General features: G+C 70.4%; 11 protein-coding genes, 1 tRNA gene and 3 pseudogenes. 6 read left to right on the top strand and 9 right to left on the bottom strand.

Going from position 1 to position 13,059, the window contains the following annotated elements; translation table 11 throughout:
• Positions 1 to 43: 43 nt before the first annotated feature.
• Positions 44 to 1,837: a bifunctional metallophosphatase/5'-nucleotidase gene (locus OHS33_RS09120; RefSeq protein ID WP_330329869.1), complete on the bottom strand. Its 1,794-nt coding sequence runs from the start codon at positions 1,835 to 1,837 to the stop codon at positions 44 to 46.
• Between the two features lie 174 nt (positions 1,838 to 2,011).
• Between OHS33_RS09120 and OHS33_RS09115 the strand changes: the two genes are divergently transcribed.
• The 3 genes from OHS33_RS09115 to OHS33_RS09105 all read left to right on the top strand — a co-directional run bounded on the left by OHS33_RS09115 (position 2,012) and on the right by OHS33_RS09105 (position 6,965).
• Positions 2,012 to 2,734 carry an SIMPL domain-containing protein gene (locus OHS33_RS09115; protein WP_330329868.1) on the top strand — a complete coding sequence of 241 codons (723 nt, stop codon included), beginning with the start codon at positions 2,012 to 2,014 and terminating at the stop codon, positions 2,732 to 2,734.
• A 156-nt stretch (positions 2,735 to 2,890) separates the two neighbouring features.
• On the top strand, positions 2,891 to 4,318 hold the full coding sequence (pyk, locus tag OHS33_RS09110) for a pyruvate kinase (RefSeq protein ID WP_330329867.1): 1,428 nt from the start codon (positions 2,891 to 2,893) through the stop codon (positions 4,316 to 4,318).
• 115 nt (positions 4,319 to 4,433) lie between these two features.
• Positions 4,434 to 6,965: a bifunctional serine/threonine protein kinase/MFS transporter gene (locus OHS33_RS09105; protein WP_330329866.1), complete on the top strand. Its 2,532-nt coding sequence runs from the start codon at positions 4,434 to 4,436 to the stop codon at positions 6,963 to 6,965.
• 23 nt (positions 6,966 to 6,988) lie between these two features.
• On the opposite strand, the pseudogene OHS33_RS09100 reads toward OHS33_RS09105, so the two are convergent.
• Positions 6,989 to 7,162: pseudogene (locus tag OHS33_RS09100) on the bottom strand (cation transporter); the annotation flags it as partial.
• 265 nt (positions 7,163 to 7,427) lie between these two features.
• Between OHS33_RS09100 and OHS33_RS09095 the strand changes: the two are divergent.
• Positions 7,428 to 7,586, top strand: a pseudogene (locus OHS33_RS09095) (IS5/IS1182 family transposase); the annotation flags it as partial.
• 15 nt (positions 7,587 to 7,601) lie between these two features.
• On the opposite strand, the gene OHS33_RS09090 reads toward OHS33_RS09095, so the two are convergent.
• From OHS33_RS09090 to OHS33_RS09075, 4 genes and pseudogenes are all read right to left on the bottom strand, one after another.
• Positions 7,602 to 8,174, bottom strand: coding sequence for an SUKH-4 family immunity protein (locus tag OHS33_RS09090; RefSeq protein ID WP_330329865.1), 573 nt, complete (start codon positions 8,172 to 8,174; stop codon positions 7,602 to 7,604).
• Positions 8,171 to 8,455 (bottom strand): annotated as a pseudogene (locus OHS33_RS09085) (MarR family winged helix-turn-helix transcriptional regulator); the annotation flags it as partial. The gene OHS33_RS09090 and the pseudogene OHS33_RS09085, both read right to left, overlap by 4 nt.
• 21 nt (positions 8,456 to 8,476) lie before the next feature.
• Positions 8,477 to 9,382: an ATP-grasp domain-containing protein gene (locus OHS33_RS09080; RefSeq protein WP_330329864.1), complete on the bottom strand. Its 906-nt coding sequence runs from the start codon at positions 9,380 to 9,382 to the stop codon at positions 8,477 to 8,479.
• Positions 9,383 to 9,403: 21 nt separating this feature from the next.
• Positions 9,404 to 9,748, bottom strand: a complete 345-nt coding sequence (locus tag OHS33_RS09075; RefSeq protein WP_330329863.1) for a hypothetical protein — start codon at positions 9,746 to 9,748, stop codon at positions 9,404 to 9,406.
• 77 nt (positions 9,749 to 9,825) lie between these two features.
• Between OHS33_RS09075 and OHS33_RS09070 the strand changes: the two genes are divergently transcribed.
• Positions 9,826 to 10,434 (top strand): TetR/AcrR family transcriptional regulator, encoded by a 609-nt coding sequence (locus OHS33_RS09070; RefSeq protein ID WP_330329862.1) that lies wholly within the window; start codon positions 9,826 to 9,828, stop codon positions 10,432 to 10,434.
• 74 nt (positions 10,435 to 10,508) lie between these two features.
• Here OHS33_RS09070 and OHS33_RS09065 read toward each other — a convergent pair.
• Positions 10,509 to 10,583 (bottom strand) — tRNA-Leu (locus OHS33_RS09065).
• A 74-nt stretch (positions 10,584 to 10,657) separates the two neighbouring features.
• On the opposite strand from OHS33_RS09065, the gene OHS33_RS09060 reads away from it, so the two are divergent.
• A complete protein-coding gene (locus OHS33_RS09060) occupies positions 10,658 to 11,347 on the top strand; it encodes an ANTAR domain-containing response regulator (protein ID WP_330329861.1) in 690 nt (229 codons plus the stop codon).
• 117 nt (positions 11,348 to 11,464) lie between these two features.
• Here OHS33_RS09060 and OHS33_RS09055 read toward each other — a convergent pair whose 3' ends face one another.
• Both OHS33_RS09055 and OHS33_RS09050 read right to left on the bottom strand, forming a co-directional pair.
• Positions 11,465 to 12,181, bottom strand: a complete 717-nt coding sequence (locus OHS33_RS09055) for an ABC transporter ATP-binding protein (protein ID WP_330329860.1) — start codon at positions 12,179 to 12,181, stop codon at positions 11,465 to 11,467.
• Entirely contained in the window at positions 12,178 to 13,059 is an 882-nt protein-coding gene (locus tag OHS33_RS09050; RefSeq protein ID WP_330329859.1) for an ABC transporter ATP-binding protein, read from the bottom strand. Before OHS33_RS09050 ends, OHS33_RS09055 begins: the two co-directional genes overlap by 4 nt.

Raw genomic sequence — 13,059 nt, 5'->3', positions numbered from 1 at the left:
GGGGAGGGGGCGCGGTATCCGCGCCCCCTCCCGGGCCACAGCACTAGAACACCGGCACCCCGGCCCGCGTCAGCTTCCAGTCCACCGACGCGAACTGCGCCGGGTCGACGGTGCCCTTCGCCTTCACCCACTGGATGATGGTGTTGCGTATCTCCTCCGAGTTGGCCCACAGCTGCTTGGCCTTCGGCACGTGCGGGAAGTTGCCGCCGCCCGAGGCCCGGTAGTTGTTGACCGCCAGGACGAACTGCGCCGCCGGGTCCACGGGCTTGCCCTGGAAGGACAGCCCGGTGATCCGCGAGCCGGCGGGCTGCGCGATGTCGATGTCGTAGGTCACGCCGTACACCGCGTCGTAGTTGTAGTCCGGGATGTTCTCCGCGTTCGTCAGCTTCGCCGGGTCCACCGGGTCACCCGGCGCCGTCCGCGCGTAGTACTTCGCCGAGAACTCCAGGTAGTCCTTCAGCTGCGCGCCGGTCAGCAGCCGCGCTTCGAGGGTGTTCTCGAACGGGTACAGGCCCGCCGCGTCCTTGATCGTCACCTGGCCCGCCGGGATCGCCGCCGTCCGCGAGAAGCACGAGGCCTGCGAGAGGACCGGCAGCGCCGCCCACTCCGTCGCCGCCAGCGCCGTCTTCACCGTCTCCACCTGCACGTGGCTGATCAGGTCGATGATCGCGACGTCCTTGAACGGGCCGTCCGCCGAGGACATCGCCTGCGTCGAGGTGCCGATCACCTGGTTGACGTACGCCACCACCTTGCGGTGCTCGTCCGACAACAGCCGGACGATCTTCGGGTCCTCCGCCGCGGTGTTGGAGTTCAGCACCCGCGCCGCGACCTTGGCCACCGACCAGCGGCCCTTCGCCCAGGTCAGCTCGAAGTCGAACAGGGTCAGGCGCTGGCCCCACTTGAGCGGCTCGGACAGCACCACGTCCTTGCCGGTCGCCTTGTTCTTCACCCGGTACTCCGGGATCTCCGTGTGCGCGTGGCCCACCAGGATCGCGTCGATCCCCGGCACCTGCTCGGCCACCAGGGCGGCCGCGTTCTCGATGTAGGGCAGCTGGTCCCCGTAGCTCGACGTACCGCTCGACCCCGAGTGCGCCGAGACGATCACCACGTCGGCGCCCAGCGAACGCAGCCGCGGCACGTACTTCGCCGCCTGCTCCTCCAGACCGGGGAAGGTCATCTTCCCCTGCACGTTGGCCTTGTCCCAGATCGCGATCCCCGGATTCGTCAGACCCAGCACCGCCACCTTCACGTCCGGACCGTGCGGCGTGCACAACCGGTGCATGCTGTACGGCGGGAAGGCCGGGCGCAGCGTCTTCGCGTCCAGCGCGTTCGCCCCGAGCAGCGGGAAGTCGCACTGCTCCTCGAACTTCCGCAGCACCGGAATGCCGTAATTGAATTCGTGATTGCCCAGCGCCGCCGCGTCGTAACCGATCGCGTTCATCGCCTGCGCCATCGGGTGCACCGGACCGCGGCGCGCCGTGATCGGGTCCACCTTGGCGTAGTAGTACGACAGTTGTGTGCCCTGGATCGTGTCGCCCGCGTCGATCATCAGGGTGTTGCCGCGGCCCTTCTCCTCGCGGACCTGGTTCACCAGCGTGGAGATCTTCGCCAGGCCGACGTCATTGTGCGCCTTGTCGTCGAACTCCTTGTCCGTGAAGTAGTCCCAGTTGAAGACATTTCCGTGCAGGTCGGTGGTCCCCATCACCGTGAACGCGTACGTCCGCGGCGGCCGGGACTGCTGCGCGGCGGCGGCCGGGGTGGTCGTGGCCCCCGTCAACGCCACCGCGGCTCCCGTCGCCGCCGTGGTCCCCAGAAACGTCCTGCGGTCGAACGCCATGCCATCTCCCCTTGTGAGGCGTGCCCTGTTGCCCTGTGAGGCGCCAACAATGCGCGCGGTAACGCGCGTAGATAACGCGCGTAGATTCTGACCGGTCGGCGGCGACGGCAACACCCCTGTCAGGTTTCGATCCGATGACCAGCCCCGAACGGGCGACAGTGCGAGAGTGAAACCATGACCGACGACGCAACGCCCCAGCCCGACGGAACCCACCAGCCCTACGGCACCCCCGACGTCCCCCGGGTCGCCGTGCGCGGCGAAGCCCGCATTGAGGTCGACCCCGAGATCGCCCGCATCGGCATCACGGTCAGCGCCCGGGGCGTCGACCGCCGGGCCGCCCTCGAAGACCTCACCCGGCGCAACAATGCGGTCCTGGACCTGGTCAAGAGCTACGGCGACCCCGTGGAGAAGCTCGAAACCGGAGCCTTCTCGATCACCCCCGAACTCACCCGCCAGGGGCGCGGCGAACGCGTCCGCGCTTACCACGGCCGGGTCGTCATCACCGCCGAACTCTGCGACTTCACCGCCCTGGGTGAACTCACCACCCGCCTCGCCGACCTCGAACTCACCCGTGTGGACGGACCCTGGTGGGCGCTGCGCCCGGACTCGCCCGCCCACGGCCAGGCCCGTCGGCAGGCCGTGCTCGAAGCCGTCAAGCGGGCCCGCGAATACGCCGAAGCCCTCGGCGCCCGCCTCGCCGCCCTGGTCGAACTCGCCGACCTCGGGGCCGAGGACGCCGGACCGCGCATGATGGCCGCCCCCGGCAGCGCCATGCGCTCCATGGCCTATGGCGGCGCCCCCGAGGAACACGCGCCCGCCCTCGATCTCGAACCCCAGCGGCAGACCGTCTACGCCCAGGTGAACGCCCGCTTCACGATGACCCCTCCGCGGCTCTGACGCACTCGTCCGCCGGTTTCCCGGCGGCCTCCGGGGGTGCTCATCGGAGCACCCCCGCGCACATTCAATAAATGTCAACAAGGTTTTGCCCAACGGTTGTTGAGTGGACACCCGGAACCAATTCTCTACTCCCCGGTAGGGGCATACGCTCAGCCCATGCGCCGAGCGAAAATCGTATGTACCCTGGGCCCCGCAACCGACTCATACGACCAGATCAAAGCCCTGGTCGAAGCCGGAATGGACATCGCCCGCTTCAACCTCAGCCACGGCACCTACGCCGAACACGAGGAGCGTTACCACCGGGTGCGCAAGGCCTCCGACGAAACCGGCCGCAGCGTCGGAATCCTCGCCGACCTTCAAGGTCCGAAGATTCGCCTCGGCCGCTTCCGTGAAGGCCCCGTACTCCTTGAACGCGGCGACGAGTTCACCATCACCGTCGAGGACCACGAGGGCGACCGCCACACCTGCGGCACCACCTACAAGGGCCTCTCCCACGACGTCACCACCGGCGAGCGCATCCTCGTCGACGATGGCCGCGTCACCCTCGAAGTCACCGGGGTCGACGGCCCGCGCGTGCGCACCCTCGTCGTCGAGGGCGGCATGGTCTCCGACCACAAGGGACTCAACCTCCCCGGCGTCGCCGTCTCCGTACCCGCCCTGTCGGAAAAGGACATCGACGACCTCCGCTGGGCCCTGCGCACCGGCGCCGACGTCATCGCGCTCTCCTTCGTACGCAGCGGCCGCGACATCGAGGACGTCCACCGCATCATGGACGAGGAAGGCCGGCGCCTCCCCGTCATCGCCAAGATCGAGAAGCCGCAGGCCGTCGAGAACATCGACGACATCGTCGCGGCCTTCGACGGCATCATGGTGGCGCGCGGCGACCTCGGCGTCGAAATGCCCCTGGAGCAGGTCCCGATCGTGCAGAAGCGCGCGGTGAAGCTCGCCAAGCGCAACGCGAAGCCCGTCATCGTGGCCACGCAGATGCTCGACTCGATGATCGACAACTCCCGCCCCACGCGCGCCGAAGCGTCCGACGTCGCCAATGCCGTCATCGACGGGACCGACGCCGTCATGCTCTCCGGCGAGACCAGCGTCGGGAAGTACCCGGTCGAGACGGTCCGCACCATGGCCCGCATCGTCGAGGCCGCCGAAGAGGACATCCTCGCCAAGGGCCTGCCGCCGCTCACCGAGCGGAACAAGCCGCGCACCCAGGGCGGGGCCGTCGCGCGCGCCGCCGCCGAGATGGGCGACTTCCTCGGCGCCAAGTTCCTCGTCGCCTTCACCCAGAGCGGGGACACCGTCCGCCGCCTCTCCCGCTACCGCTCGCCCATCCCGCTCCTCGCCTTCACCCCGGACCCGGCCACCCGCTCCCAGCTCAACCTCACCTGGGGCGTGGAGACCTTCCTCGGCCCGCACGTCGACTCCACCGACGCGATGGTCGCCCAGGTCGAGGAAGAACTCCTGCGCATCGGCCGCTGCGAACCCGGCGACGTGGTCGTGATCACCGCGGGCTCGCCCCCCGGTGTCACCGGCTCGACCAACCTCGTGCGGATCCACCACATCGGCGACGCGGTGCGCTAGCGCGGTGCGGTACGTGGTGCGATAAGGGGAGGGTCCGCCTGTCCGGTGGGGCGCCGAGGTGCGTCAATCACCGGACGGGCCTTGTCCCGTTGGAGAGTTGGACTATCTTTCTCCCGTGGACCAGCTGATCGCCGAAGACCCGACCCGTATAGGGCCCTACCGCCTGATCGCCCGACTGGGCGCGGGCGGCATGGGCCTGGTCTATCTGGGCCGCTCCGAGGGCGGACGCACCGTGGCCGTGAAGGTGGTGCAGGCCGAGTTCGCCGGGAACCCCGAATTCCGCAAGCGCTTCGCGCGCGAAGTGGCCGCCGCGCGGCGGGTGGGCGGCAGCTGGACGGCGGCCGTGCTCGACGCCGACCCCGAGGCCGCCATCCCGTGGGTGGCGACCCAGTACATCCCGGGCCCCGACCTGCAGACCGTGGTCGCCCAGGACTTCGGCCCACTGCCCGAGCACTCGGTCCGCACCCTCGCCAACCGGCTCGCCCTCGCCCTGCGCGCCGTGCACGACGCCGGTCTGATCCACCGGGACCTCAAGCCCTCCAACGTCCTCGTCACCGTCGACGCCCCGCGCGTCATCGACTTCGGGATCGCGCGGGCGATGGACAGCCTGGCCGGGGACAGCCTGCACACCCACACCGGCATGCTGATCGGATCCCCGGGCTTCATGTCGCCGGAACAGGTCCGCGGCCTCGAACTCACCCCCGCCAGCGATGTCTTCTGCCTGGGCGCCGTCCTCGTCTACGCGTCCACCGGGCGGCTGCTCTTCGGCGCGACCGGCACCGGGCTGAACGCCCACCTCTTCCGGATCGCGGAGGAGGAGGCCGACCTGACCGGCGTACCGGAGTCGCTCGTCGAGCTCGTCCGCTCCTGCCTGCACAAGGACCCCGCCCAGCGGCCCACCCCCGAGGAGGTGGCCGCGCGCACGGCGACCGACCAGGCCGGGGAATGGCTGCCCGGCGCGGTCCTGGCCCAGCTCGGGCGGCACGCCGCCGAACTGCTGGACTTCGCGCCCGCCGCAGCCGTGGGAGAAGCGCCCGCCGGAGCCGTGGCCGAAGCGCCCGCCGCGCGGCCCGACCCCCGCGTCGCGTCGGCCCAGCCGTACGCGCCCCCGCTGCCCCCGCCGCCCGCCTACGCCCCCACGGCCCCCTCGCCGCTGATCCCCGGGCAGGGCTTCGGCCCGCCGCCGGGCCCGGTCCCCGGCGCCTGGTCCGCCACCGCCTCCCCGGGCTCCCTCCAGGAGCCGGGACCCCCGCACCCCCGGCGCTGGTGGGGCCTGGCCGTCATCGCCCTGGCCCAGCTGATGGTGCTGCTCCAGGTGTCGGGCCTCGGCATCATCCTCCCCACCCTCCAGGTCCAACTGCACCTGGCCGCCAAGGACCTGAGCGGAATGGGCAACGCCTACGCCCTCGCCTTCGGCGCGCTGCTGCTGCTCGGCGGCCACCTCGCCGACCTGGTGGGCCGCAAGCGGATGCTGATCGCCGGTGTCGTCGGCTTCGCGGCGGCCTGCGCCCTCGGCGGCGCGGCCGGTGACGTGGGCACGCTGGAGTGGGCCCGTGCCCTGCAGGGCGTCTTCGGCGCGCTGCTGTCCGCCTCCGCACTGTCCCTGGTGGCCGGCGGCTTCACCGACCCGAAGGAACGCGGCCGGGCCTTCGGCGTGTACGCCACGGTCGTCGGCAGCGGTTCGGTCCTCGGCCTGTGCACGAGCGGCTGGCTCGTCGAGAGCATGAGCTGGCGCTGGACCTTCTACTCCGGCGTCGTCCTCGCCGTGATCGCCCTGGTCGGCGTGCTCACCCTGGTGCACGACCGCCCGGGCACCACCGGGGCCCGCCCCGACCCGGTCGGCGCCGTCCTCGGCTCCGCGGGCCTGACCGCCCTGACCTTCGGCCTGGTCGGCGCCCAGCCGAGCGGCTGGTCCCTCACCCCGCTGCTCCTGCTCCAGTTCGGCGGCGGCGTCCTGCTGCTCGTGGCCTTCGCCTGGTGGCAGAGCAGCACGTCCCACCCGGTGCTCCCGGTGGACCGCAACCGCGTCGGCGCCTTCCTCGCCATGGCTCTGGGCGGTGTCGGCCTCTTCACCTTCCTCGCGGCCATGACCTTCTACCTGCAATTCGTCCACGGCGCCTCCCCGCTCGACGCCGGGCTGAACCTGCTGCCCATGGTCGCGGCGACCGCCCTCACCGCCACCCTGATCACCCCCCGGCTGATGCGCCGTGCGGCGCCGCGCGTCCTGATCGTGGCGGGCCTGGTGCTCACGGCCCTCGGCCTGGCGCTGCTGGCCGGTCTCGCGATCGACAGCGGCTACATGACGCTGGCCCTGTCCGGCAGCCTCATCGCCGGCCTCGGCTCCGGCCTGGCCGTCCCCTCGCTCCTCGCCGTCACGACCGGTACCGCCGTACAGCACTCCGGAGGCGCCTCGGGAGTCATCACAGCCGCCCAGCAACTCGGCGGGTCGATCGGTGCGGCCGTGCTCAGCACCACGATCGCGTCCCGCGTGACCGGCGCGCGCGCCGCGTCCGTGCTGCCCTCACAGCTCGCCCGGGAACTGCAGCACGGCTACGCCACCACCCTCTGGTGGTCCTGCGGCGCCACCCTGCTCGCAGCCCTCCTGGCCGCCCTCCTGATCACGACCAGGCCCACCGACCAGGCCTAGGCCGTGTCCGGCGGGGCGAGTGCCCGGAGCGCATGCCACGCGACCGCGGCGGCCGAGGACACCTCGATGACCGAGTCCAGGCCGAAACCGATCAGCGCGGTGGAGGAGGTGATCGTCCCGGCGGTGATCGCGACGATTGCCTCGATGGCGTTGTAGGTGATGGCGGCCGCGACCAGCAGCCGTATTCGGCGGGCCAGCGCCGACCAGGCCGTGGCCGTCTCGCGTGTCCTGCCCGTGTACGGACCGCGGGCCGGCGGTCGCCGGACGGTCGGCGGCCAGCGGCGGCCTCTGGCCGAGATGGGCGGGAATCCGGCCACGAACCGCCGAACACCCTCCGCGAACGATCGTGCTTCGGCACGCTCGTCGACGGGACGCACTCCCGCACTCACCGGGCCACTCTGGGGGCCGGGGGCCCACTGCGTCCGCATGGCACAACCATGGCCAGGTGAACGCTGATGCAGAGGGCCGGATCGAACGGTCTACCGGCGCCGCAATGAGGTCGAGCGCACCATCAACCGGCTCAAGACGTTCCGTGCGGTCGCCATCCGCTACGACAAGCGGGCCCGCGTCTTCCATGGGGCGGTCACGGTCGCGGCGATCCGACTGCGGCTCCGCCCGTGACCACCGCGTCCTCGGCTATAGCTCTTCCGGGACCAGGACTCCGAGCTCGACTTCCTCGAAAACGCGTGACCACCAGGCCTCTTCATCCTCGAACACCTTCGGATCGCTCTGCCGGGCCCGCTCCATCACGTCTTCGACGTAGTCCTCGTAGTCGTCGTCCGCATCGCTCTTTCCCGAGGAGGCGAACGCCTCCCACACCTCCAGGACGTTCTGCAGACCAGCAACCGAAGAGTTGACCAGCCCGTACTGCTGATCCCCATCGCCTTCATGGCCGCGGACCATCCACACTTCACCGCTGTCGATCAGCAGCCAGTACGTGCTGACGCCGTCCTCGAACACACCGAGGAACGCAGCCCGACCGGGCGGAAGGTCGCGGACCTCCAGCTCCCGACCCGAGTCCCGTACGAACATGCGATTGCAGTCGGCCGGCAACCCCCGCTCGACCAGCCCGGACACGGCCTCGCCGCCCACACCCAGGCGCGCGAGAGAACTCGCGTCATATGGCAGCCACAGCGCGCTCGGCAACCGGCACCCGGCCCCGGTCACTTCGGTCATCAGCGCGTCGAAGCCGGCGGGCCGGGTGGTCATGAGGACACCTCGGTCAGGGCTTGCAGGGCGGCGCGCAGCGCGGCGATCGCCTCGGCCGGCTGGCCCTGGAGCGCGCGGCGCTCCAGACCGGTGACGGCCTCGCGGATCGTGGCCGCGGCCACCCGCCCGGAGGCGGTGAGCTCGATGAGCACCGCGCGGCGGTCTCCCGGGCGGGTGCCGCGGGTGATGTGGCCGCGCCGTTCCAGGCGGTCCAGGATGCTGGTCAGCGTGGTGGGGCGGGTGCCCACGGCAGCGCCGAGCTCGGACACGGTCCGGCCCTGGCCGTCGGCGAGGTTGTCGTTCTATCTGGAGTGAGCCGCCCCGGCCGCCGGGGGGTCGATCAGGAGCGCGGCGAATGCGCTCAGGTCGGCGGACCGGTGCAGATCGCTGACCTGGCCGTCGCCGACTTCGACGACCCGCCACACCCCGTCCGAGCGCAGGGCCACGTCGGTCGTGACGAACCTGCACCCCAGGCGCCGCACCGCCGGCCCGATGTGATCGAGGTCGGGCACCAGCCCGCGCCCGAACGGGCTGTCCGGATGGGGCGTCAGCAGCCCGGGTTCACCATCCAGCCACCACACGCGCACTTCGGCCGCGACGGACTCCAGCTTCGGGAACGTCTCGAAGGCGCGGACGACGACCCCACCGGTCAGGGACTCCTCTTGTAGCTCCACGAAGCGCTGCACCACGCGTGTCAGCTCCCCGGCACGGGCGAGATCGGGAATGAAGCACGCCTGCTCCCACTCGTGCTTGCGGGATTTGACGTAGTCCTTCACGATCCCCGCACCCGGCGGCAGCGGCTCGGTGAGAGCCGTCAGGTCGTCGGCGGTCAGCACCTCACCGGGCTCGGTGGGGCGCCACACGCTGGCGGGTGTGATCTCGGCGAACGTCGCATACCAGCCCGGCAGTTCGTGGGCGGTCCGGTACTGCTCGGGTGAGACGAGCAACTCGGTGCCACGCCGGCTCAGCGCCGCAGCCAACGCGGCATATCGGTCGCCGGGAATCATCCAGCCCCGGTACCAGACGTTTCCCAGTCCGGCCGGTACGAGTGCCACGGCCTGCTGCGCGTCGCCCCGCAGCAGCGTGTCGTGGTCGATCAGCCCCACCGTTCCGCCCCGGGCGCGCACCTCCCGCGCTTCCGGCGCGAAGTGCGCGTCCACGCTTCGCGGTTTCAATGCGTCACGGCAGTACAGGACAGGCGTCGGCATGATCGAGACGCTACGGAACCTTCAGCCCTCGGGCCACTGGTTTCGGGCCGGTATGCCGGGCAAGGCCCCCGCCGCGGATTTCGCGCTCCGGCCCGCGCGCAGCTCCGGTGCGAAGAACGGCCCGAGCGTCCCGCCTCCCGTGCCGGCGAAGACCTTCTCGGCCGCCGTGTCATGCCGGGGCAGCCCGCGCAGTCGTGGTGCTGCCCGCACGCTCCCCAGCCAGGCCTCCGCCTCGGGGAAGTTGGGGATGCGCACCTCGTGGCCCGCCGTGGCGAACTCCTCGCCCGTGGCCTCGTACCAGTGCTGCCGCCAGTGCTCCTGCCCGTGTTCCTGCCAGTGCTCCTGTGTGATCACGAATCCGTTCATGGCTGAGCCCCCGCCCTCTGTCGCCTATCGAAACGCTACGCAGCGTTTCGATAAACGGTAGCGGCTATCGTGAAGTCGTGTCAACCAACATCACCCCCCGCACCGGCGGCCGCCTCCGCAATGAGGAAGCCCGTCAATCCGTCCTGGAGGCCACCGCCGCCCTCCTCCTGGAGAACGGCTACGGCGCCCTCACCATCGAGGGGGTCGCCAAGCGGGCGAACGTCGCCAAGAGCACGGTCTACCGCTGGTGGAAGGGCAAGCCCGAACTGGTCATGGACGCCTCCGTCCACACCCCCGAGGCGGACACCGAAAGCGGACCCGAACCCGACACCGGCACGCTCGCGGGCGACCTCACCGCGTTCCTCGCCGACCTCTACGCCACCGCCGGCGATCCCGTCCGGGCCCGCGCACTCACCGGGCTCGCGGCCGAAGCCCAGCTCGACCCCGGATCCGCCGCGCCCTTCCGGGCCTGGGCCCGGACCCGCCGTGATCTGGTCCGCGCCCTCTTCGCCCGGGCCGTCGCCCGCGAGGAGATCGACGCGGCCACCGATCCCGACCGCGCCGCCGACCTGGTCCTCGGCCCCTTCTGGTACCGGCTCCTCGTGGAGGGCGCCGCCCCGGATCCCGCGGATGCCGGAACGCACGTCGCCTCGGTGCTCCAGCGGCGCGTGGTCAGCCCAGAGTGACCGACAGCTCGGCCCGATTCGCTCATCAGAGCTAAGGTTCGCGGCATTCGCGCGACCATGGAATGTAAGGAAAGTGCCCCAGGTGGGATTCGAACCCACACTGTCCGCTGTTTGAGAGCGGCCTCTCTGACCAGTTGGAGTACTGGGGCCTACGAAACGAAGGACTCAACGAACCCTGCGCGAGACCACCTTACAGGAGCTAGGTAGGCTCAGGGGAGCTGTTATGCCCCGCAACGAGGAGCCCTCCGTGACCGCCGAGCACGAGTCGTCGCCCACGCCCGTCGACGCCGACCAGTCGCATGTCCCGCCGCTGACGACCCGCGTCGTCATCGCCGAGGACGAGGCGCTCATCCGGCTCGACCTGAAAGAGATGCTGGAGGAGGAGGGCTACGCGGTCGTCGGCGAGGCCGGCGACGGTCAGCGCGCCGTGGAGCTCGCCCGCGAGCACCGCCCCGACCTCGTCATCCTGGACGTGAAGATGCCCGTCCTGGACGGGATCTCCGCCGCCGAGATGATCGCCGAGGAGTCCATCGCCCCGGTGCTGATGCTCACCGCGTTCTCGCAGCGCGACCTCGTCGAGCGGGCCCGGGACGCGGGGGCCATGGCGTACCTGGTCAAGCCGTTCTCCAAGAGCGACGTGGTCCCGGCCATCGAGATGGCCGTGTCCCGCTTCGCCGAGCTGCGCGCGCTGGAGAAGGAGGTCGCCGACCTCTCCCTGCGCCTGGAGACCCGCAAGCTCGTGGACCGCGCCAAGAGCATCCTGCAGACGCAGTACGGCCTGACCGAGCCCGCCGCCTTCCGCTGGATCCAGAAGACCTCCATGGACCGCCGCATGTCGATGCAGCAGGTCGCCGAGGCGGTCATCGAGGACGCCGAGGAGAAGAAGAACGCGGCCGCGGCCGCCGGCGAGTAGCCCCAGGCGGCTCGTCCGAGTCCACCCGAGCCCGTCAACGCAGGTGGCCCGCCCCGGAAATCCGGGGCGGGCCACCTGCGTTGTATGTCAGGTCGGGCGGTATGCCAGGTCGGGCGGTCAGTCCTCGCCGAGGTACGCCTTGCGGACGTCCTCGTTGACGAGCAGTTCGCGGCCCGGGCCGGACAGGACGATCTTGCCGATCTCCATGACGTGACCCTGGTCGGCGAGCGAGAGCGCGGCCTGCGCGTTCTGCTCGACCAGCAGGATCGTGGTGCCCGCCGCCTTGAGCTCGGAGATCGTCGCCATGATCTTCTGCATCATGATCGGCGAGAGACCCATGGACGGCTCGTCCAGCATCAGCAGCTTCGGGCGGCACATGAGCGCGCGGCCCATCGCCAGCATCTGCTGCTCGCCGCCCGAGAGGGTGCCCGCGGCCTGCTTGCGGCGCTCTCCCAGGATCGGGAACAGCTCGTAGGCGCGCTGGACGTCCTTCTGGATGCCTTCCTTGTCCTTGCTGAGGAAGGCACCGAGGAGGAGGTTGTCCTCGATCGTCATGCGCGGGAAGATGTGCCGCCCCTCGGGGGAGTGGGCGAGCCCGAGCGCGACGATGTCGTGCGCGGGGGTCTTCTTCAGCGACTTGCCGTTGAACCGGATCTGGCCGCCGCGCGGCTTGATCAGGCCGGACAGGGTCCGCAGGGTGGTCGTCTTGCCCGCACCGTTGGTGCCGATGAGGGTGACGATCTGGCCGGCCTCGACGCTGAACGAGATGCCCTTGACGGCTTCGATCTTGCCGTAGGCGACCCGGAGGTCCTCGACCTCGAGGAGTGCGGTCACTTGGCTTCTCCGTCCGTGCTGGTGGTGCTGTGCGCCTCGGCGGCCTCGACCTCCGCGACCTCATCGGCGCCGGGGGCGCCTTCGAAGGGTTCACCGAGGTAGGCGGCGACGACGCGCTCGTCGCCCTGGACCTCGGCCGCGGTGCCCTCGATGAGCTTCTCGCCCTGGACGAGACAGGCGACCCGGTCGCAGAGGTTGAAGATGAAGCGCATGTCGTGCTCGATGACGAGTACGGCGATGCCCTGGTCCCGGATGGCGAAGATCAGCTCTTCGGCGGCGCGGGTCTCCTGCGGGTTCATGCCCGCGGTGGGCTCGTCCAGCAGGATGAGCCCGGGGTCGCTCGCGAGGGCGCGGGCGATCTCCAGCTTGCGCTGCTCGCCGTAGGGCAGGTTGCGCGCGAGGTGCTCGGCCTTGTGGGCCAGGCCGATGAACTCCAGGAGTTCGATGGCCCTCGCGCGGCTCGCGGCCTCTTCGCGGTGGAAGACGGGCAGCCGCAGCAGCGAGGACCACAGTCCCTGCTTGGTGCGGGTGTGCCGGCCGACCAGTACGTTCTCCAGCACCGTCATGTTGTTGAAGAGCCGGATGTTCTGGAAGGTACGGGCGATCCCGGCCGCGGTGACCTTGTACGACTTGGGCGGCAGGACCGTGCCCTTGTACCGGACTTCACCCTCGGTGGGGATGTAGAGGCCGGTCAGGCAGTTGAAGAAGGTGGTCTTGCCCGCGCCGTTGGGGCCGATGAGGCCGACGATCTCGCCGCTCTTGACGGTGAGGTCGACGTTCTTGACGGCCGTGAGGCCGCCGAAGCGCATCGTGACGCCCCGCGCGTCGAGGACGGTCTCCGCCGTGGTGGCGGCGGGGGTGTCGGTGGTGGTCGTCAT

This window comes from Streptomyces sp. NBC_00536 (assembly GCF_036346295.1).
Taxonomy (GTDB): domain Bacteria; phylum Actinomycetota; class Actinomycetes; order Streptomycetales; family Streptomycetaceae; genus Streptomyces.
The sequence above is the reverse complement of the archived record's forward strand: the minus strand, read 5'-3'. Positions and strand labels throughout refer to the sequence as shown.